The organism is Enterobacter dykesii, from assembly GCF_008364625.2.
GTDB classification, from domain to species: Bacteria; Pseudomonadota; Gammaproteobacteria; order Enterobacterales; family Enterobacteriaceae; genus Enterobacter; species Enterobacter dykesii.
Window position 1 is genome coordinate 4118634 of the sequence record NZ_CP126604.1, and the last position, 18459, is coordinate 4137092.

33 protein-coding genes are annotated in these 18459 nt (G+C 50.8%); 2 read left to right on the forward strand and 31 right to left on the reverse strand.

Annotation, left to right across the window (positions count from 1 at the left end):
• Nucleotides 1-2: 2 nt before the first annotated feature.
• From rplR to rpsJ, 18 genes are all read right to left on the reverse strand, one after another.
• The gene (gene rplR, locus F0320_RS19675) at nt 3-356 is read right to left on the reverse strand and encodes a 50S ribosomal protein L18 (protein ID WP_003863297.1); all 354 of its coding nucleotides are present in this window, start codon (nt 354-356) and stop codon (nt 3-5) included.
• Between the two features lie 9 nt (nt 357-365).
• The gene (gene rplF, locus F0320_RS19680; RefSeq protein WP_003863296.1) at nt 366-899 is read right to left on the reverse strand and encodes a 50S ribosomal protein L6; all 534 of its coding nucleotides are present in this window, start codon (nt 897-899) and stop codon (nt 366-368) included.
• A gap of 12 nt (nt 900-911) precedes the next feature.
• Nucleotides 912-1304: a 30S ribosomal protein S8 gene (gene rpsH / locus F0320_RS19685; RefSeq protein ID WP_006178918.1), complete on the reverse strand. Its 393-nt coding sequence runs from the start codon at nt 1302-1304 to the stop codon at nt 912-914.
• A 30-nt stretch (nt 1305-1334) separates the two neighbouring features.
• Nucleotides 1335-1640 (reverse strand): 30S ribosomal protein S14, encoded by a 306-nt coding sequence (rpsN, locus tag F0320_RS19690; protein WP_003863291.1) that lies wholly within the window; start codon nt 1638-1640, stop codon nt 1335-1337.
• 14 nt (nt 1641-1654) lie between these two features.
• Nucleotides 1655-2194 (reverse strand): 50S ribosomal protein L5, encoded by a 540-nt coding sequence (rplE, locus tag F0320_RS19695; RefSeq protein ID WP_001096206.1) that lies wholly within the window; start codon nt 2192-2194, stop codon nt 1655-1657.
• Between the two features lie 14 nt (nt 2195-2208).
• Entirely contained in the window at nt 2209-2523 is a 315-nt protein-coding gene (rplX, locus tag F0320_RS19700; protein ID WP_003863287.1) for a 50S ribosomal protein L24, read from the reverse strand.
• A 10-nt stretch (nt 2524-2533) separates the two neighbouring features.
• Nucleotides 2534-2905, reverse strand: coding sequence for a 50S ribosomal protein L14 (gene rplN / locus F0320_RS19705; RefSeq protein WP_002919748.1), 372 nt, complete (start codon nt 2903-2905; stop codon nt 2534-2536).
• A gap of 166 nt (nt 2906-3071) precedes the next feature.
• Nucleotides 3072-3326, reverse strand: coding sequence for a 30S ribosomal protein S17 (rpsQ, locus tag F0320_RS19710; RefSeq protein WP_008503489.1), 255 nt, complete (start codon nt 3324-3326; stop codon nt 3072-3074).
• On the reverse strand, nt 3326-3517 hold the full coding sequence (rpmC, locus tag F0320_RS19715) for a 50S ribosomal protein L29 (protein ID WP_003863282.1): 192 nt from the start codon (nt 3515-3517) through the stop codon (nt 3326-3328). The genes rpsQ and rpmC overlap by 1 nt, the downstream gene beginning before the upstream one ends.
• Nucleotides 3517-3927, reverse strand: coding sequence for a 50S ribosomal protein L16 (gene rplP / locus F0320_RS19720; protein ID WP_002919759.1), 411 nt, complete (start codon nt 3925-3927; stop codon nt 3517-3519). The genes rpmC and rplP overlap by 1 nt, the downstream gene beginning before the upstream one ends.
• A 12-nt stretch (nt 3928-3939) precedes the next feature.
• Nucleotides 3940-4641: a 30S ribosomal protein S3 gene (gene rpsC / locus F0320_RS19725; RefSeq protein ID WP_000529945.1), complete on the reverse strand. Its 702-nt coding sequence runs from the start codon at nt 4639-4641 to the stop codon at nt 3940-3942.
• A gap of 17 nt (nt 4642-4658) precedes the next feature.
• A complete protein-coding gene (gene rplV, locus F0320_RS19730; RefSeq protein ID WP_002919773.1) occupies nt 4659-4991 on the reverse strand; it encodes a 50S ribosomal protein L22 in 333 nt (110 codons plus the stop codon).
• A 14-nt stretch (nt 4992-5005) separates the two neighbouring features.
• Nucleotides 5006-5284: a 30S ribosomal protein S19 gene (rpsS, locus tag F0320_RS19735; protein ID WP_001138117.1), complete on the reverse strand. Its 279-nt coding sequence runs from the start codon at nt 5282-5284 to the stop codon at nt 5006-5008.
• A 16-nt stretch (nt 5285-5300) separates the two neighbouring features.
• The gene (gene rplB / locus F0320_RS19740; RefSeq protein WP_000301859.1) at nt 5301-6122 is read right to left on the reverse strand and encodes a 50S ribosomal protein L2; all 822 of its coding nucleotides are present in this window, start codon (nt 6120-6122) and stop codon (nt 5301-5303) included.
• Nucleotides 6123-6139: 17 nt separating this feature from the next.
• Nucleotides 6140-6442: a 50S ribosomal protein L23 gene (gene rplW, locus F0320_RS19745; RefSeq protein ID WP_000617546.1), complete on the reverse strand. Its 303-nt coding sequence runs from the start codon at nt 6440-6442 to the stop codon at nt 6140-6142.
• Nucleotides 6439-7044: a 50S ribosomal protein L4 gene (rplD, locus tag F0320_RS19750; protein ID WP_000424395.1), complete on the reverse strand. Its 606-nt coding sequence runs from the start codon at nt 7042-7044 to the stop codon at nt 6439-6441. The genes rplW and rplD overlap by 4 nt, the downstream gene beginning before the upstream one ends.
• Before the next feature lie 10 nt (nt 7045-7054).
• Nucleotides 7055-7684 (reverse strand): 50S ribosomal protein L3, encoded by a 630-nt coding sequence (rplC, locus tag F0320_RS19755; protein ID WP_006178923.1) that lies wholly within the window; start codon nt 7682-7684, stop codon nt 7055-7057.
• Nucleotides 7685-7716: 32 nt separating this feature from the next.
• Nucleotides 7717-8028, reverse strand: coding sequence for a 30S ribosomal protein S10 (gene rpsJ, locus F0320_RS19760; RefSeq protein ID WP_001181005.1), 312 nt, complete (start codon nt 8026-8028; stop codon nt 7717-7719).
• A 380-nt stretch (nt 8029-8408) separates the two neighbouring features.
• Between rpsJ and F0320_RS19765 the strand changes: the two genes are divergently transcribed.
• On the forward strand, nt 8409-8882 hold the full coding sequence (locus F0320_RS19765) for a prepilin peptidase (RefSeq protein WP_126331257.1): 474 nt from the start codon (nt 8409-8411) through the stop codon (nt 8880-8882).
• Here the strand turns inward: F0320_RS19765 and bfr are convergent.
• The 11 genes from bfr to fkpA form a co-directional block, all read right to left on the reverse strand.
• Nucleotides 8866-9342, reverse strand: coding sequence for a bacterioferritin (gene bfr / locus F0320_RS19770; protein WP_008503492.1), 477 nt, complete (start codon nt 9340-9342; stop codon nt 8866-8868). The genes F0320_RS19765 and bfr overlap by 17 nt on opposite strands.
• A gap of 72 nt (nt 9343-9414) precedes the next feature.
• Nucleotides 9415-9609, reverse strand: a complete 195-nt coding sequence (gene bfd / locus F0320_RS19775; protein WP_008503493.1) for a bacterioferritin-associated ferredoxin — start codon at nt 9607-9609, stop codon at nt 9415-9417.
• A 179-nt stretch (nt 9610-9788) separates the two neighbouring features.
• Nucleotides 9789-10973, reverse strand: a complete 1185-nt coding sequence (gene tuf / locus F0320_RS19780; RefSeq protein ID WP_014068448.1) for an elongation factor Tu — start codon at nt 10971-10973, stop codon at nt 9789-9791.
• A gap of 69 nt (nt 10974-11042) precedes the next feature.
• Nucleotides 11043-13157, reverse strand: a complete 2115-nt coding sequence (gene fusA, locus F0320_RS19785) for an elongation factor G (RefSeq protein ID WP_033146789.1) — start codon at nt 13155-13157, stop codon at nt 11043-11045.
• A 96-nt stretch (nt 13158-13253) separates the two neighbouring features.
• On the reverse strand, nt 13254-13724 hold the full coding sequence (gene rpsG, locus F0320_RS19790; RefSeq protein ID WP_004106370.1) for a 30S ribosomal protein S7: 471 nt from the start codon (nt 13722-13724) through the stop codon (nt 13254-13256).
• Nucleotides 13725-13820: 96 nt separating this feature from the next.
• Nucleotides 13821-14195: a 30S ribosomal protein S12 gene (rpsL, locus tag F0320_RS19795; protein WP_000246815.1), complete on the reverse strand. Its 375-nt coding sequence runs from the start codon at nt 14193-14195 to the stop codon at nt 13821-13823.
• A gap of 124 nt (nt 14196-14319) precedes the next feature.
• On the reverse strand, nt 14320-14607 hold the full coding sequence (tusB, locus tag F0320_RS19800) for a sulfurtransferase complex subunit TusB (protein WP_024907951.1): 288 nt from the start codon (nt 14605-14607) through the stop codon (nt 14320-14322).
• 7 nt (nt 14608-14614) lie between these two features.
• Nucleotides 14615-14974 carry a sulfurtransferase complex subunit TusC gene (gene tusC, locus F0320_RS19805; RefSeq protein ID WP_047652862.1) on the reverse strand — a complete coding sequence of 120 codons (360 nt, stop codon included), beginning with the start codon at nt 14972-14974 and terminating at the stop codon, nt 14615-14617.
• A complete protein-coding gene (tusD, locus tag F0320_RS19810; protein ID WP_047652863.1) occupies nt 14974-15360 on the reverse strand; it encodes a sulfurtransferase complex subunit TusD in 387 nt (128 codons plus the stop codon). Before tusD ends, tusC begins: the two co-directional genes overlap by 1 nt.
• Nucleotides 15360-16082, reverse strand: a complete 723-nt coding sequence (locus F0320_RS19815; protein WP_003861697.1) for a helix-turn-helix transcriptional regulator — start codon at nt 16080-16082, stop codon at nt 15360-15362. The genes tusD and F0320_RS19815 overlap by 1 nt, the downstream gene beginning before the upstream one ends.
• Before the next feature lie 167 nt (nt 16083-16249).
• Entirely contained in the window at nt 16250-17068 is an 819-nt protein-coding gene (fkpA, locus tag F0320_RS19820; protein WP_023309460.1) for an FKBP-type peptidyl-prolyl cis-trans isomerase, read from the reverse strand.
• 238 nt (nt 17069-17306) lie between these two features.
• Here fkpA and F0320_RS19825 point away from each other — a divergent pair, with 238 nt between their 5' ends.
• Nucleotides 17307-17525, forward strand: coding sequence for a protein SlyX (locus F0320_RS19825; protein ID WP_023309461.1), 219 nt, complete (start codon nt 17307-17309; stop codon nt 17523-17525).
• Nucleotides 17526-17579: 54 nt separating this feature from the next.
• On the opposite strand, the gene slyD is transcribed toward F0320_RS19825, so the two are convergent.
• Together slyD and F0320_RS19835 are read right to left on the reverse strand one after the other, a co-directional pair.
• Complete coding sequence (slyD, locus tag F0320_RS19830; protein ID WP_126330680.1) at nt 17580-18164, reverse strand: peptidylprolyl isomerase; 585 nt, start codon at nt 18162-18164, stop codon at nt 17580-17582.
• A 94-nt stretch (nt 18165-18258) separates the two neighbouring features.
• Nucleotides 18259-18459 (reverse strand): YheV family putative zinc ribbon protein, encoded by a 201-nt coding sequence (locus F0320_RS19835; RefSeq protein ID WP_033146793.1) that lies wholly within the window; start codon nt 18457-18459, stop codon nt 18259-18261.

Below are 18459 nucleotides of genomic sequence, written 5' to 3' on the forward strand. Positions count from 1 at the left end.
CCTTAGAACTGAAGGCCAGCTTCACGGGCAGCATCTGCCAGTGCCTGGACACGACCATGATATTGGAACCCGGAACGGTCAAAGGAAACATTGCTGATGCCTTTTTCCAGAGCGCGTTCAGCAACAGCTTTACCTACAGCTGCAGCGGCGTCTTTGTTACCGGTGTACTTCAATTGTTCTGAGATAGCTTTTTCTACAGTAGAAGCAGCTACCAGAACTTCAGAACCGTTCGGTGCAATTACCTGTGCGTAAATATGACGCGGGGTACGATGTACCACCAGGCGAGTTGCACCCAGCTCTTTGAGCTTGCGGCGTGCGCGGGTCGCACGACGGATACGAGCAGATTTCTTATCCATAGTGTTACCTTACTTCTTCTTAGCCTCTTTGGTACGCACGACTTCGTCGGCGTAACGAACACCCTTGCCTTTGTAAGGCTCAGGACGACGGTAGGCGCGCAGATCTGCTGCAACCTGACCGATCAGCTGTTTATCAGCGCCTTTCAGCACGATTTCAGTTTGAGTCGGACATTCTGCAGTGATACCGGCCGGCAGCGGATGCTCAACAGGGTGTGAGAAGCCCAGAGACAGGCCTACTGCATTCCCTTTGATAGCTGCACGATAACCTACACCAACCAGCTGAAGCTTTTTAGTGAAGCCTTCGGTAACACCAACAACCATTGAGTTCAGCAGGGCACGCGCGGTACCAGCCTGAGCCCATCCATCCACGAAACCATCACGTGGACCGAAGGTCAGAGCGTTATCTGCATGTTTAACTTCAACAGCTTTGTTGAGGGTACGAGTCAGCTCGCCGTTTTTACCTTTGATCGTAATAACCTGACCGTCGATTTTTACATCAACGCCGGCAGGAATAACGACCGGTGCTTTAGCAACACGAGACATTCTTTCCTCCGATTAGGCTACGTAGCAGATAATTTCGCCACCAAGACCAGCCTGGCGCGCTGCACGATCAGTCATAACACCTTTAGAGGTAGAAACAACTGCGATACCAAGACCAGCCATAACTTTTGGCAGCTCATCTTTTTTCTTATAGATGCGCAGACCTGGGCGGCTGACACGCTGAATGCTTTCTACAACAGCTTTACCCTGGAAATACTTAAGAGTAAGTTCCAGTTCCGGCTTGGTGTCGCCTTCAACTTTAAAATCTTCGATAAAACCTTCTTCCTTCAGCACGTTGGCAATTGCCACTTTCAGCTTGGCGGAAGGCATGGTGACCGCAACTTTGTTCGCGGCCTGACCGTTACGGATACGGGTCAGCATATCCGCGATCGGATCTTGCATGCTCATCTGTCTTTACTCCCGTGATTCAATTGGTAATTACCAGCTAGCCTTTTTCAAGCCTGGCACTTCACCGCGCATGGCGGCTTCACGCAGTTTGATACGGCTCAACCCAAACTTGCCCACATAACCATGTGGACGACCTGTTTGACGACAGCGGTTACGCTGACGAGACGGGCTGGAATCACGCGGCAGAGACTGCAGCTTGAGAACCGCATTCCAACGATCTTCGTCGGAAGCGTTCACATCAGAAATGATCGCTTTCAGTTCAGCGCGTTTAGCGAAGAATTTATCAGCTAAAGCTACGCGCTTTACTTCGCGTGCTTTCATTGATTGCTTAGCCATTCAGTAACCCTACCTTACTTGCGGAACGGGAAGTCAAAGGCAGCCAGCAGAGCACGGCCTTCTTCGTCAGATTTCGCAGTAGTGGTAATGGTAATATCCAAACCACGCACGCGGTCGACTTTATCGTAGTCGATTTCTGGGAAGATGATCTGCTCACGGACACCCATGCTGTAGTTACCACGACCGTCGAAAGACTTAGCGGACAAGCCACGGAAGTCACGGATACGTGGAACAGCAATAGTGATCAGGCGCTCAAAGAACTCCCACATGCGTTCGCCACGCAGAGTTACTTTACAGCCGATCGGATAGCCCTGACGGATTTTGAAGCCTGCAACAGATTTGCGTGCTTTGGTGATCAGCGGTTTTTGACCGGAGATTGCTGTCAGGTCAGCTGCTGCGTTATCCAGCAGTTTCTTGTCAGCGATCGCTTCACCAACACCCATGTTCAGGGTGATCTTCTCGACCCGAGGGACTTGCATGACAGAATTGTAGTTAAACTCAGTCATGAGTTTGTTAACTACTTCGTCTTTGTAGTAATCATGCAGTTTCGCCATCGTACTACTCCAAATTACTTGATAGTTTCGCTGTTAGACTTGAAGAAACGGACTTTTTTGCCGTCTTCGAATCTAAAGCCTACACGGTCAGCCTTGCCGGTAGCCGCATTGAAGATTGCAACGTTAGAAACCTGAATAGCAGCTTCTTTTTCAACGATGCCACCTGGTTGGTTCAGGGCCGGAACCGGCTTCTGATGTTTCTTAACCAGGTTGATACCTTCAACGACAAGTTTGCCGGAAGACAGAACATTTTTTACTTTACCGCGTTTACCTTTATCTTTACCGGTTAACACGATAACTTCGTCATCACGACGGATTTTCGCTGCCATGATTCGCTCCTTAGAGTACTTCTGGTGCCAGAGAGATAATTTTCATGAACTTCTCAGTACGAAGTTCACGAGTTACCGGCCCAAAGATACGCGTGCCGATAGGCTGCTCGCTGTTATTGTTTAAAATAACGCATGCATTACCATCGAAGCGAATGACAGAACCGTCAGGGCGACGAACACCCTTCTTGGTGCGCACCACTACCGCCTTCAGCACATCACCTTTTTTGACCTTACCACGTGGAATTGCTTCCTTGATGGTGATCTTGATGATGTCGCCTACGCCTGCGTAGCGACGGTGCGAGCCACCCAGAACCTTGATACACATTACGCGACGTGCACCGGAGTTGTCGGCGACGTTCAGCATAGTCTGTTCTTGGATCATTTTAGTGCTCCGCTAATGTCAACTACTACCTGAGACTCTAAAATCAGAGCCGTTAAAAAGCCCCATATCGAGGGCGCGGCATTATAACACCGCTTCTGCAATATGGGTAGAAAAAATAAACGGCTCATCGCTGAGCCGTTTATTCGTATTGAGAAGGCGTACTGTATTACAGAACCGCTTTCTCTACAACGCGAACCAGCGTCCAGGACTTAGTCTTGGACAGTGGACGGCATTCACGGATTTCAACCTTGTCGCCGATACCACATTCGTTGTTCTCGTCATGTACGTGCAGTTTGGTCGTACGCTTGATGAATTTACCGTAGATCGGGTGTTTCACAATACGTTCGATAGCTACAACAATGGATTTCTCCATTTTGTCGCTAACAACACGACCTTGCAGAGTACGGATTTTATCGGTCATTACGCACCCGCCTTCTGAGTCAGTAAAGTCTTAACGCGTGCAACATTGCGACGCACTTGCTTCAGCAGGTGAGTCTGTTGCAGCTGGCCACTTGCAGCCTGCATACGCAGGTTGAACTGCTCACGCAGCAGGTTCAGCAGCTCAGCGTTCAGCTCTTCAACGCTTTTTTCACGCAGCTCTTTTGCTTTCATTACATCACCGTCTTAGTTACAAAGGTGGTTTTGATAGGCAGTTTCGCTGCTGCCAGGCCGAAGGCTTCACGGGCCAGCTCTTCCGGAACACCGTCCATTTCATAAAGGACTTTGCCCGGTTGGATCAAGGCAACCCAGTACTCCACGTTACCTTTACCTTTACCCATACGAACTTCCAGCGGCTTCTCGGTGATCGGTTTGTCCGGGAATACACGGATCCAGATCTTACCTTGACGCTTAACTGCACGGGTCATTGCACGACGTGCTGCTTCGATCTGACGTGCAGTCAGACGACCACGGCCAACAGCTTTCAGACCGAAAGTGCCGAAGCTAACATCCGTACCCTGCGCCAGACCACGGTTGCGGCCTTTGTGCACTTTACGGAATTTTGTACGCTTTGGTTGTAACATCAGCGACGCTCCTTATTTACGGCCTTTACGCTGCTGCTTTTTAGGTTGAGCAGCCGGTTTTTCCGGTTGTTCAACAGCAGCCATACCACCCAGGATCTCACCTTTGAAGATCCATACCTTAACGCCGATTACACCGTAAGTGGTGTGCGCTTCAGAGGTGTTGTAGTCGATGTCAGCACGCAGAGTGTGCAGCGGTACGCGACCTTCGCGGTACCATTCGGTACGTGCGATTTCCGCGCCGCCCAGACGGCCGCTAACTTCAACTTTGATACCTTTAGCGCCCAGACGCATTGCGTTCTGTACAGCACGCTTCATAGCACGACGGAACATAACACGACGTTCCAGCTGTGAAGTGATGCTGTCAGCAACCAATTTAGCGTCCAGTTCAGGCTTACGAACTTCAGCGATATTGATCTGTGCAGGAACGCCAGCGATATCCGCCACGACCTTGCGCAGTTTTTCTACGTCTTCGCCTTTCTTACCGATAACGATGCCAGGACGAGCAGTGTGAATAGTCACACGGATGCTCTTCGCTGGACGCTCGATAACGATACGAGATACAGACGCTTTAGCCAGTTCCTTAGTCAGGTACTGACGTACTTTAAAATCGCTGTCCAGGTTGTCAGCGAATTCTTTGGTGTTCGCAAACCAGGTAGAGTTCCATGGTTTTACAATACCCAGGCGAATACCATTAGGATGTACTTTCTGACCCATTGCTAGTCTCCAGAGTCTCAGCGATCGGACACAACCACAGTAATGTGGCTGGTGCGCTTCAGGATGCGATCTGCACGACCTTTCGCACGCGGCATAATGCGCTTCATGCTTGGGCCTTCATCTACGAAAATTTTCGCGACTTTCAGATCGTCGATGTCAGCGCCATCGTTGTGTTCAGCGTTAGCAATGGCAGATTCCAGTACTTTCTTGACCAATACCGCAGCTTTCTTGTTGGTATAGGTCAGGATGTCCAGGGCCTGCGACACTTTCTTACCGCGAATCAGGTCAGCAACAAGGCGAACCTTCTGAGCAGAAGAACGAGCATGGCGATGTTGAGCTAAAGTTTCCATCTCTTCCTCCTACCTTATTTCTTCTTCGCTTTTTTATCAGCAGCGTGGCCGCGATAAGTACGAGTCGGTGCGAATTCACCCAGTTTGTGACCAACCATTTCGTCGGTAACAAAGACTGGAACGTGCTGACGACCATTATGGACAGCGATGGTCAAACCGATCATGTTAGGAAAGATCGTTGAACGACGGGACCAAGTGCGCAGGGGCTTCTTGTCTCCGCTTTCCACCGCTTTCTCTACCTTCTTCAGCAAGTGCAGGTCAATAAAAGGACCTTTCTTGAGAGAACGTGGCATGGCTTATCCTCTAAAATTATTTGCTACGGCGACGTACGATAAATTTATCAGTACGCTTGTTGCTGCGGGTCTTCTTACCTTTGGTCTGAACGCCCCACGGAGTTACCGGGTGCTTACCAAAGTTACGACCTTCACCACCACCATGTGGGTGGTCGACTGGGTTCATCGCAGTACCGCGAACGGTAGGACGAACACCACGCCAGCGTGCAGCACCTGCTTTACCCAGAACGCGCAGCATATGCTCAGCATTGCCAACTTCGCCCAGAGTAGCGCGGCAGTCTGCTTCGACTTTACGCATTTCACCAGAACGCAGACGCAGGGTGACATAAGCACCATCACGAGCAACGATCTGAACGTAAGTACCAGCGGAACGTGCCAGCTGACCGCCTTTACCTGGTTTCATTTCTACGTTATGAACGGTAGAACCAACCGGGATATTGCGCATCGGCAGGGTGTTGCCTGCTTTGATTGCAGCATCAACGCCAGACTGAATCTGGTCGCCAGCTTTCAGGCCTTTAGGGGCCAGGATGTAACGGCGTTCGCCGTCTTTGTACAGAACCAGCGCGATGTTCGCGGAACGGTTCGGATCGTACTCAAGACGTTCAACAACTGCTGGGATACCGTCTTTGTTGCGTTTGAAGTCAACAATACGATAAGCCTGCTTGTGGCCACCACCGATGTGACGAGTGGTGATACGGCCATTGTTGTTACGACCACCGGATTTGCTGTTTTTTTCCAGCAACGGAGCAAAAGGTTTGCCCTTGTGCAGCTCAGGGTTAACCACTTTAACTACGTGGCGACGACCCGGAGATGTCGGTTTACATTTAACAACTGCCATTGTATTACTCCTCCGACTTACTCAGCGCCGCCAACGAAGTCCAGATTCTGGCCTTCTTTCAGGGTGACGTAAGCTTTTTTCCAGTCGCTACGACGACCGATACGCTGTCCGTGACGTTTAACTTTCCCTTTAACTACCAGGGTGTTAACGACTTCGACTTCGACTTCAAACAGTTTCTGCACAGCAGCTTTGATCTCTGCTTTGGTCGCGTCTTTAGCAACTTTGAGAACGATGGTGTTTGTTTTTTCCATCGCAGTAGACGCTTTTTCAGAAACGTGCGGTGCGCGAAGCACCTTCAGCAGACGTTCTTCACGAATCATGCCAGCATCTCCTCAACTTGCTTAACAGCATCAGCAGTCATTACGACTTTGTCGAAGGCGATCAGGCTAACCGGGTCGATACCAGTCGCATCGCGTACGTCAACCTTGTGCAGGTTACGTGCGGCCAGGAACAGGTTCTCGTCCAGCTCACCGGTGATGATCAGCACATCTTCCAGAGCCATGTCTTTCAGTTTCTGTGCCAGCAGCTTAGTTTTAGGCGCTTCAACAGAGAACTTCTCGACAACGATCAGACGATCCTGACGTACCAGTTCGGACAGGATGCTTTTCAGCGCGCCGCGGTACATCTTTTTGTTAACTTTTTGACTGTGGTCCTGTGGACGCGCAGCGAAGGTCACGCCACCTGAACGCCAGATCGGGCTCTTGATAGAACCTGAACGCGCACGGCCGGTACCTTTCTGGCGCCATGGCTTTTTGCCAGAACCAGTTACTTCAGCACGAGTCTTCTGAGCACGAGTACCCTGACGAGCACCAGCTGCATAAGCAACAACAACCTGGTGAACCAGCGCTTCGTTGAAATCACGACCGAAGGTAGTTTCGGAAACAGTCAGCGCGCTCTGCGCGTCTTTCAATACTAATTCCATTGCTATCCCCTTACGCCTTCACAGCTGGTTTAACGATCAGGTCGCTACCGGTTGCACCCGGAACTGCACCTTTAACCAGCAGCAGGTTGCGCTCAGCGTCAACACGTACTACGTCCAGGCTCTGAACGGTCACACGTTCGTTACCCAGCTGACCTGCCATTTTCTTGCCTTTGAACACTTTGCCCGGAGTCTGGTTCTGACCGATAGAACCCGGAACGCGGTGAGACAAGGAGTTACCGTGGGTAGCGTCCTGGGTACGGAAGTTCCAGCGCTTAACGGTACCAGCAAAACCTTTACCTTTAGAGGTACCGGTTACGTCAACTTTTTTAACGTCAGCAAACAGCTCAACGCTAATGTCCTGACCTACGGTGAACTCTTCGCCTTCAGCAAGACGGAATTCCCACAGACCACGGCCAGCTTCTACGCCAGCTTTAGCGAAGTGACCCGCTTCTGGTTTGGTTACACGGTTAGCTTTTTTAGCACCAGTGGTCACCTGAACAGCGCGGTAGCCATCGTTAGCCAGATCTTTAACCTGGGTAACGCGGTTTGCTTCAACTTCGATTACGGTTACTGGGATTGAAACGCCATCTTCAGTGAAGATGCGGGTCATGCCCACTTTTTTACCGACTAAACCAATCATTGTATCAACCTCTCAATCGCTCGATGACCTGATTAACCCAGGCTGATCTGCACGTCTACACCGGCAGCCAGATCCAGACGCATCAGAGCATCAACGGTTTTCTCAGTTGGCTCAACGATGTCAACCAGACGCTTGTGAGTGCGGATTTCGTACTGATCACGCGCGTCTTTGTTGACGTGCGGAGAGATCAGAACGGTGAAGCGCTCTTTGCGGGTCGGCAGCGGGATCGGACCACGGACTTGCGCACCAGTGCGCTTAGCAGTCTCGACGATTTCCGCGGTTGATTGATCGATCAGACGATGATCAAACGCTTTAAGGCGGATACGGATTCTTTGGTTCTGCATGAGACCAGAGCTCCAATTATTTTATAAACGAAAATGATTACTCCTCAAACCCATTACGATTGATGGGAGAGTGTAACCGTTCTTACGTAGCTCCCCAATTGGGAGCATTGTTGAGTAACAAAATGAGCTACTCTGGTTCTGATTGAACCCGCCGTCAATTACGACAAGCCCGCGCATTATACGTAAATCTGGACAAGACGCAAGTGCCGTTTAGAAATTAAGCGCCAGAGGCGCAGTATGCGTAAGGGCGCGCAACTTTTTACGCAATGTATCCCTTCCCAATACTTTGTCTCGAGCCCCTACGCAATTGTCGTTTTTGTAGATTGCCGACCAGGCCGATCATAGCGAGGATGCGCTCAAACCCTTTTGAGGCCTTTTCCATGTTAACCACCCTCCCCTTTTTGCTGGTCTATTTTTCGCTGACTGCCTTTCTGGTCCGTGCAGATATTCGCTACGGACTGCTTCCTGATAAATTTCTTTGCCCGCTGCTATGGGCGGGCCTGCTCTTTCAGCTCTGCGTCCAACCTGATTTTCTGCCGAGTGCCGTGGTAGGTGCGATGGCTGGATATATCAGCTTTGCCGTTATTTACTGGGGATATCGGTTTATCTGCCGGCGTGAAGGGATGGGATATGGTGATGTAAAATACCTGGCGGCGCTTGGTGCGTGGCATGGCTGGTGCATGTTGCCTGCGCTGGCGTTACTCGCTGCGCTTATGGCGCTACTTTGCATTCTTGTGTTTTCGTTACTCCCCGGCGATAAGGGAGCATTAAAAAACCCACTGCCTTTTGGGCCATTTCTGGCAGCAGCGGGTTTATGCGTAGGCTGGAAGACGGTGGTTACTCTTCCACTTTAATCTGCGACTGAAGGTAGTTCTGCAGACCGATTTTAGCAATCAGATCCAGCTCCGTTTCCAGCCAGTCAATATGACCTTCTTCATCGGCCAGGATCTGAATCATCATATCGCGACTGACGTAGTCATGTACGCTGTCGGCATAGGCAATGGCTTCACGGAGATCTTTGGCACCTTCAAGTTCCAGCCTGAGGTCGGAACGCAGCATCTCTTCGACATCTTCTCCGATGCCCAGCTTTCCAAGATCCTGCAGGTTTGGAATGCCTTCAAGGAATAAAATACGCTCGATATATTTATCAGCGTGCTTCATTTCATCGATCGATTCATGGTACTCAACGTCGTTCAGACGTTTAAGCCCCCAGTTTTTGAACATTCTCGCGTGAAGAAAGTACTGGTTAATTGCGACAAGCTCATTTCCCAATAATTTATTGAGATAACTTATGATTTTAACATCACCTTTCATTATATAGTCCCTCCGCTTCCACTCATTGAAGCGTAGATCGGGCTACAGGGATGTCAAAAAAAAGATGGGCGCTTACGCGATCTCTTTGTATTCCGGGATCTGCATCAATTCGTCCTGCATGATCTCTCGCGCAGCACGTACACATTTACCGCATTGATTTCCCACTGGAACAAATTTGCGTAGCTGCTGAAATGACTGAGGCTGAAACTGACGAACGGCCTGACGTATTTTCTTGTCGCTTACACCATTACATAAACAAACGTACATAGAGACTCCCGTTCAAATTATGCGCAAAGTGTAAGTGAGAATGGTTATGATTACAATAGCACAAACGCCACAATACGGGGCGGGAGCAGGCAAAGAATGCGTAATTTTGTGACAATGCCTGAGCGGCAGAAAACAAAAAAGGACGCCGAAGCGTCCTTTTTTTATTCGGGGATAATTAATTAGCCCAGAACTTTAGCAACAACGCCCGCGCCAACGGTACGGCCGCCTTCACGGATTGCGAAACGCAGACCGTCATCCATCGCGATTGGGTGGATCAGAGTCACAACCATCTTGATGTTGTCGCCTGGCATTACCATCTCAACGCCTTCTGGCAGTTCGATGGTACCGGTCACGTCAGTTGTACGGAAGTAGAACTGTGGACGGTAGCCTTTGAAGAACGGAGTATGACGGCCGCCTTCGTCTTTGGACAGGATGTACACTTCAGATTCGAACTTGGTGTGTGGCTTGATTGAGCCTGGCTTCGCCAGAACCTGACCACGTTCGATTTCTTCACGTTTGATACCACGCAGCAGAACACCAACGTTCTCACCAGCACGGCCTTCGTCCAGCAGTTTGCGGAACATTTCAACGCCAGTACAGGTAGACTTAGCAGTCTCTTTGATACCAACGATTTCAACTTCTTCGCCAACTTTGATGATACCGCGCTCTACACGACCGGTAACAACGGTACCACGACCGGAGATGGAGAATACGTCTTCGATTGGCAGCAGGAATGGCTTGTCAATCGCACGCTCTGGTTCTGGGATGTAAGAATCCAGGAAGCCAGCCAGTTCGATGATTTTCGCTTCCCACTCAGCTTCGCCTTCCAGCGCTTTCAGAGCAGAACCACGAACGATTGGGGTATCGTCGCCCGGGAAATCGTACTGAGACAGCAGTTCACGAACTTCCATCTCTACCAGTTCCAGCAGCTCTTCGTCATCAACCATGTCGCATTTGTTCAGGAACACGATGATGAAAGGAACGCCTACCTGACGACCCAGCAGGATGTGCTCACGAGTCTGAGGCATTGGGCCGTCAGTCGCAGCAACAACCAGGATCGCGCCGTCCATCTGCGCAGCACCGGTGATCATGTTTTTAACATAGTCGGCGTGGCCTGGGCAGTCTACGTGTGCGTAGTGGCGAGTCGGGGTGTCATATTCAACGTGGGAAGTGTTGATGGTGATACCACGAGCTTTTTCTTCTGGTGCGTTATCGATCTGGTCGAATGCACGAGCAGAACCACCGTAGGTTTTTGCCAGAACGGTAGTGATTGCAGCAGTCAGGGTAGTTTTACCATGGTCAACGTGGCCGATAGTACCAACGTTGACGTGCGGTTTTGTACGTTCAAATTTTTCTTTAGACACGGCTATATTCCTTACTATAGTGCTCTCCCCTGTGGAGAGAGCACGGGACTTAGGTTTTAATCCTGTGGATTACTTACCACGGGCTTCAATAACGGCCTGAGCAACGTTGTTAGGCGCATCATCATACTTCAGGAATTCCATGGTGTATGATGCACGACCTTTGGTCAGAGAACGCAGCTGAGTTGCATATCCGAACATTTCAGACAGCGGAACTTCAGCGTGGATCTTAACGCCAGTTACTTCGGATTCCTGACCACGCAGCATACCGCGACGACGGCTCAAGTCACCGATAACGTCACCGGTGTTCTCTTCAGGAGTTTCTACTTCAACCTTCATGATTGGCTCAAGCAGAACTGGTTTTGCTTTCTTAAAGCCTTCTTTAAAGGCAATAGACGCAGCCAGTTTAAACGCCAGTTCAGAGGAGTCAACGTCGTGGTAAGAACCGAAGTGCAGACGAACACCCATGTCAACAACCGGATAGCCAGCCAGAGGGCCCGCTTTCAGCTGTTCCTGGATGCCTTTATCAACGGCTGGGATGTATTCGCCAGGAATTACACCACCTTTGATGTCGTTGATGAACTCGTAACCTTTCGGGTTAGAGCCCGGCTCCAGTGGGTACATGTCGATCACAACGTGACCGTACTGACCGCGACCACCAGACTGCTTAGCGTGTTTACCTTCAACATCGGTAACTTTCGCGCGAATCGCTTCGCGGTAAGCAACCTGAGGTTTACCCACGTTCGCTTCAACGTTGAATTCACGCTTCATACGGTCAACGATGATGTCCAGGTGCAGTTCACCCATACCAGCGATGATGGTCTGGTTAGATTCTTCATCAGTCCATACGCGGAATGATGGGTCTTCTTTCGCCAGACGGCCCAGAGCCAGACCCATTTTTTCCTGGTCAGCTTTGGTTTTTGGTTCAACTGCGATGGAGATTACCGGCTCAGGGAATTCCATACGCTCCAGAATGATCGGGTGATCCGGGTCACACAGGGTGTCACCAGTGGTCACGTCTTTCAGACCGATAGCTGCAGCGATGTCGCCCGCGCGAACTTCTTTGATCTCTTCACGTTTGTTAGCGTGCATCTGTACGATACGGCCAAAACGTTCACGCGCCGCTTTCACGGAGTTCAGGATGGTGTCACCGGAGTTAACCACACCAGAGTAAACGCGGAAGAAGGTCAGGTTACCCACGAATGGGTCGGTAGCAATTTTGAACGCCAGTGCAGAGAATGGCTCTTCGTCGCTTGCGTGACGCTCAGCCGGAGTATCTTTACCGTCGTCCAGGATGCCGTTGATCGCAGGAACGTCAACCGGGGATGGCAGGTAGTCAACTACCGCATCCAGCATCGCCTGAACACCTTTGTTCTTGAACGCAGAACCACAGGTTACCAGGATGATTTCGTTGTTCAGAACGCGCTGACGCAGAGCTTTTTTGATCTCTTCTTCAGTCAGTTCTTCACCACCCAGGTATTTCTCCATCAGCTCTTCAGAAGCTTCAGCAGCGGATTCGATCAGGTTCTGGTGCCATTCGTCAGCCAGGTCCTGCATTGCAGCTGGGATATCTTCGTATTCGAAGGTAACGCCCTGGTCTGCATCGTTCCAGTTGATGGCTTTCATTTTCACCAGGTCGATAACGCCGGTGAAGCCTTCTTCAGCACCAATTGCCAGCTGCAGCGGAACAGGGTTCGCGCCCAGACGGGTTTTGATCTGGCCAACAACTTTCAGGAAGTTAGCACCCATACGGTCCATTTTGTTAACGAACGCGATGCGTGGAACTTTATATTTGTTCGCCTGACGCCATACGGTTTCAGACTGTGGCTGAACACCACCAACTGCGCAATAAACCATTACCGCGCCGTCAAGAACACGCATGGAACGTTCTACTTCGATGGTGAAGTCAACGTGCCCTGGGGTGTCGATGATGTTTACGCGATGCGGTTCGTACTGCTTAGCCATACCTGACCAGAATGCAGTAGTCGCTGCGGAGGTGATAGTGATACCACGCTCCTGCTCCTGTTCCATCCAGTCCATGGTGGCAGCGCCGTCATGAACTTCACCGATTTTATGGTTTACACCGGTGTAGAACAGAATACGTTCGGTAGTAGTGGTTTTACCGGCGTCGATGTGCGCACTGATACCGATGTTACGGTAGCGTGCGATGGGTGTTGTACGAGCCATTTGATTCCTCGTTTATATCTTTAGGCGTTCAGTTAAGTTACCCAGAGCGGGCGGCTTCTCTGAAGCGCCCGCCTGGTGACTAAGACTCCGAAGGGATTACCAACGGTAGTGTGCGAACGCCTTGTTGGCTTCTGCCATACGGTGAACGTCTTCACGTTTCTTAACTGCAGTACCTTTGTTGTCTGCAGCATCAGAAAGTTCGTTCGCCAGACGCAGAGCCATGGATTTATCACCGCGTTTACGAGCAGCTTCAACGATCCAACGCATTGCCAGAGCATTACGACGAACCGGACGAACTTCAACTGGAACCTGATAAGTAGAACCACCAACGCGGCGGGACTTAACTTCTACGGTTGGGCGAACGTTGTCGAGAGCGACTTCGAAAGCTTCCAGTTCATTTTTACCAGAACGCTGAGCCAGGGTCTCAAGCGCGCTGTATACGATTGCTTCTGCAGTAGATTTTTTACCATCTACCATCAGGATATTTACAAATTTTGCCAGCAGTTCTGATCCGAATTTCGGATCTGGAAGAATTTTACGCTGACCAATGACGCGACGACGTGGCATGGGAATACTCCGTTGTTAATTCAGGATTGTCCAAAACTCAAAGAGTTTAGTGTGACATTAAGATAAATCAGTTTGGCCTTACTTAACGGAGAACCATTAAGCCTTAGGACGCTTCACGCCGTACTTGGAGCGAGCCTGCTTACGGTCTTTAACACCTGAGCAGTCCAGCGCACCACGAACGGTGTGGTAACGAACACCCGGAAGGTCTTTAACACGACCGCCACGGATCAGGATCACGGAGTGCTCCTGCAGGTTGTGACCTTCACCACCGATGTAGGAAGTCACTTCGAAACCGTTAGTCAAACGCACACGGCATACTTTACGCAGTGCGGAGTTTGGTTTTTTAGGAGTGGTGGTATATACACGAGTACATACGCCACGTTTCTGCGGGCAGGCTTCCAGCGCAGGCACGTTGCTTTTCGCAACTTTGCGTGCACGTGGTTTGCGTACCAGCTGGTTAACTGTTGCCATTAAATAGCTCCTGGTTTTAGCTTTTGCTTCGTAAACACGTAATAAAACGACCTCATACAATATGAGGACGCGAAATTTTAGGGCTACGTCGAAAAGGTGTCAAGAAATATACAGCGATCTCAAATCACCAGTTCATTTGACTGGCGTGCGTCACAGTAAGATTGACGAAATCAGTATAGCCAACCACGTCAATTTTGGCTGAAATTTGACCAGAAAGACCCCGCGCATCCAGATCGTCCTTCAGCGCAGAGACTGTTATGGGGGCATTCGTGAGAATTTCAACGAAACGACTGCCTTCCAGTGCGGCAAGCACGCCATCCTGAATCAGCAGCAGGTCATCACCTTCGCGCAGCATACTCAGTAACGCGTCGATATCACATTGCCACGGTGAATGGCTCAGAGTATGGAGCATGTCAGCCTCAGAAAGTCAGAACGGTGTCGTAGTGGGAAAGGTGTTCGCGCAATGCAGCAGAAGACAGGACTGTCACATCCAGCACGAAAGGCGTTGCCTCGTTTAAACCGCGCGCGGCCAGGGAGTCGGCACAGACATAGAAGGTTTCGATATCGTAAAGCGGTAATACTTTGAACGTCGCGATGTAATCACGCGCCAGAATGGCCTGAGGCTGTTGCCCCGCCAGAAGCTGGAATACGCCGTCGCTCAAAAAGAAGACACCGATATCTTCGGTCAATGCTGAGGTCGCGAGCAGCGCATCCAGCCCTTCTCTGCCGGACGCATTGCCGTGCGGTGCGGAGGAAAAAACAAACGCGACACGCTTCATTAGAATTGCACCACTCTGTCGCAGGTTAACGCCGCCTGTGCCAGCGCGCCCAGGCCACTTAACGAAAAGCCGGGCTGCAGGTTAGAACCCGATAAACCAAGACGCGCGGCTTCGGTTGCATCGGTCACGCCACGGCGCAGTGCCGCCGCCACGCAGATGTGCAGTTCTACGCCCTGCTTTTCGTTTAATGCCTGCCAGGCGCGCACCAGATCGAACTCGTCGCTCGCCGGTGACGTAAACTGATTCGCGTTATACACCCCTTCCCGATAGAAGAAGACGCTCGCCAGCTCGTGTCCGGCCGTCAGTAGCGCATGCGCAAACTGCAGCGCGCTGCTGGCCTGCTGAGTGCCGTACGCCGGGCCTGTCACCATTAAAGCAAAACGCATTACTTGTCTTGTCCCAGGAAATCGCCGCTTTTGAACTGGCGAATATAGAGGTAGACCGTGTGCTTGGAGATGTTCAGACGATCGGCCACCTGGTTGATGGCGTCTTTAATATCAAAAATCCCTTTTTCATAAAGATTGAGCACGATCTGACGATTCTTGGCGTTGTTCGAGACGTTGCGATCGGCATTCACCTCTTCAATCGTAAACTCAAGCGTCTGGGTCACCAGATCTTCAACGGAGGAGGCAAAGTTAACAGAAGAGCCAACGTCCGGCGTTTCTGGCGGAATAAAGGTGCTCATGATTTGCGAGAATGGCACATCAAGGTTCATGTTGATGCACAGCAGCCCAATAACACGATGCTCGCGGTTTCGAATCGCGATGGTTTCTGACTTCATCAGCACGCCGCTTTTGGCGCGGGTGAAATAGCATTTTGAGACGCTGCTGTCCGCGCCGGTCATGTCATGCAGCATACGCAATGCAAGGTCGGTAATTGGCGAACCAATTTTACGGCCAGTATGCTCACCATTCGCAATGCGGATGGCGGAACACTTCAGATCTTGCAGGGAGTGCAATACGATTTCGCAGTGGGAGCCAATGAGCATCGCTAACCCGTCCACTACCGCTTCGTAGGATTTCAGAATATCGAAGTCGGTCTGATCGAAAGGACGTTGATCCAGCAAATCAAGTTCACTGGTTTCGTTGGTTAAAAGCGACCTGGACATGAAAAAAACACTCCTTTTCAGGAGCCTGTCGTTAGGTTTTCAGGGCAGGCTCATTATCTACACGGACAACTAAATTAATACAGCGTGCGTAGCGCTTTCCAGTGTTAATTATATCTGCCCCACAATAAAAAAACCGCCGCCTTAAAGGCGGCGGTTTTTTTTCAACATTACTTCTTAGCAGCAGCGGCTTTATCGTCAGCCGGTGCGTCTGCTTTCGCATCCGCTTTCGGTGCCGGTTTGATATCCAGCAGCTCTACGTCAAAGACCAGCGTAGAGTTAGCAGGGATACCCGGAACGCCGGTTTTGCCATAGGCCAGATCCGGTGGGATAACCATCTTGATCTTGCCGCCTTTCTTGATGTTTTTCAGGCCTTCAGTCCAGCCCGGGATCACACCATCCAGACGGAAGGAGAGCGGCTCACCGCGGGTGTAAGAGTTATCGAACTCTTTACCGTCGATCAGCGTACCTTTGTAGTTCACAACAACGGTGTCGCTGTCTTTAGGCGCATCGCCGGTGCCTTCTTTCTCAACTTTGTACACCAGGCCGGTAGAAGAGGTTTTCACACCCTTCTCTTTGGCAAAGGTGTCGCGGTAGGCTTTGCCTTTCGCTTCGTTGTCTTTCGCGTCCGCGTCCATCTTGGTCTGCGCGGCACCCTTCACGCGCGCTTCGAACGCCTGCAGAGTCTGTTCAATTTCCTGGTCAGACAGCTTGCTCTTATCTGCAAATGCGTCCTGAACGCCCGCTATCAGCTGAGCTTTATCCAGTTTGATGCCCAGTTTCTCTTGTTCTTTCAGAGAGTTTTCCATGTAACGGCCCAGAGATGCGCCCAGTGCATAGGCGGATTTCTGGTCGTCATTTTTGAACGCCGCTTTGCTGTCTGCAGTGGCAGCAGGCTTCGCAGCAGTATCAGCAGCGAATGACAGCGGCGCGTTCAGCGCAACAGCCATCGTCGTCGCCAGCAGCGTTACTTTAAACAGTGATTTCATCCATATCTCCAGGGCCTGGGGACTCTCACCCCAGCGTTAAACGTAAATGAGTTACGTACTATAAAACGTTGCGGAAGAAATCTACAGACAGACACTTCCAATTCTCGCCACTTTTCAGACTATTTTTGTTTAAATAAGTTTCCTGCCAAAGGGATGCAGACTGTACTTAAGGATAAACTCAGTTAAACTGCGCCGCCGCAGGGCCATTATGGCGAATCTGAAATAAACGAGGTGAATGATGAAGGATACAGCAATAGAAGCGAGAATGGCTGAGCTGGAAAGCCGCCTGGCTTTTCAGGACATCACCATCGAAGAGCTAAACCAGACCGTGACCGCACATGAGCTCGAAATGGCAAAACTGCGGGATCATATGCGCCTGCTGACGGAAAAGCTGAAGGCCACGCAGCCGTCAAACATTGCCTCTCAGTCAGAAGAGACGCCACCTCCTCATTATTGAGGCGTAAAAAAAGCGGGATTATTATCCCGCTTTTTTATTTTCCGCATGACGGAATTAGTGGCAACCGCAGCCGCCGTTACCGCAACCACCTTTACCGTGGTCGTGACCATGGTCGTGATCGTGGCCATGACCACCGCAGCAGCCGTCGTGGCCGTGATCATGGTCATGACCGTGCGCACCGTGAACGTGGCCATGAGCCAGCTCTTCTTCGGTCGCTTCACGGATCGCAACGACTTCTACGTTGAACTTCAGGTTCTGGCCAGCCAGCATGTGGTTACCGTCAACCACGACATGGTCGTCTTCCACTTCGGTGATTTCAACAGGTACCGGGCCCTGGTCAGTTTCAGCCAGGAAGCGCATGCCAACCTGCAGCTCGTCAACGCCCATGAACACGTCTTTAGGAACGCGCTGAACCAGGTTGTCGTCATACTGACCGTAAGCGTCGTTCGCGCCTACAGCAACGTCAAATTTGTCGCCAACTTCATGACCTTCCAGCGCGTTTTCCAGGCCGGAAATCAGGGAACCGTGACCATGCAGGTAGTCAAGCGGCGCACTCACCGGAGACTCATCAACCAACACACCGTCTTCTGTACGTACCTGATAGGCCAGGCTGACCACCAGGTCTTTTGCTACTTTCATGATATCTCCTGAGCGTGGGAAAATTGCTGGCGCAGATTGTAGCGGAAATCTGCACCCGTGTACCCTTTAGCTTAAAAAAACTCAGGGCATATCGCTAGTCCGGATGAAAAATCCCGATAACTTGCTCTTCTTTGCGAACGTGATCGCGGGCCTCTTTATCGGCCTCACGCATCTGGTGACCGCACTTAACACACTCAACAACATCAACATTATTTTCCCGCCACATCGCCAGGGTATCTTGCGCCTGGCAGGTCGGGCATTTTGCACCCGCGATAAAGCGTTTACGTACAGCCAT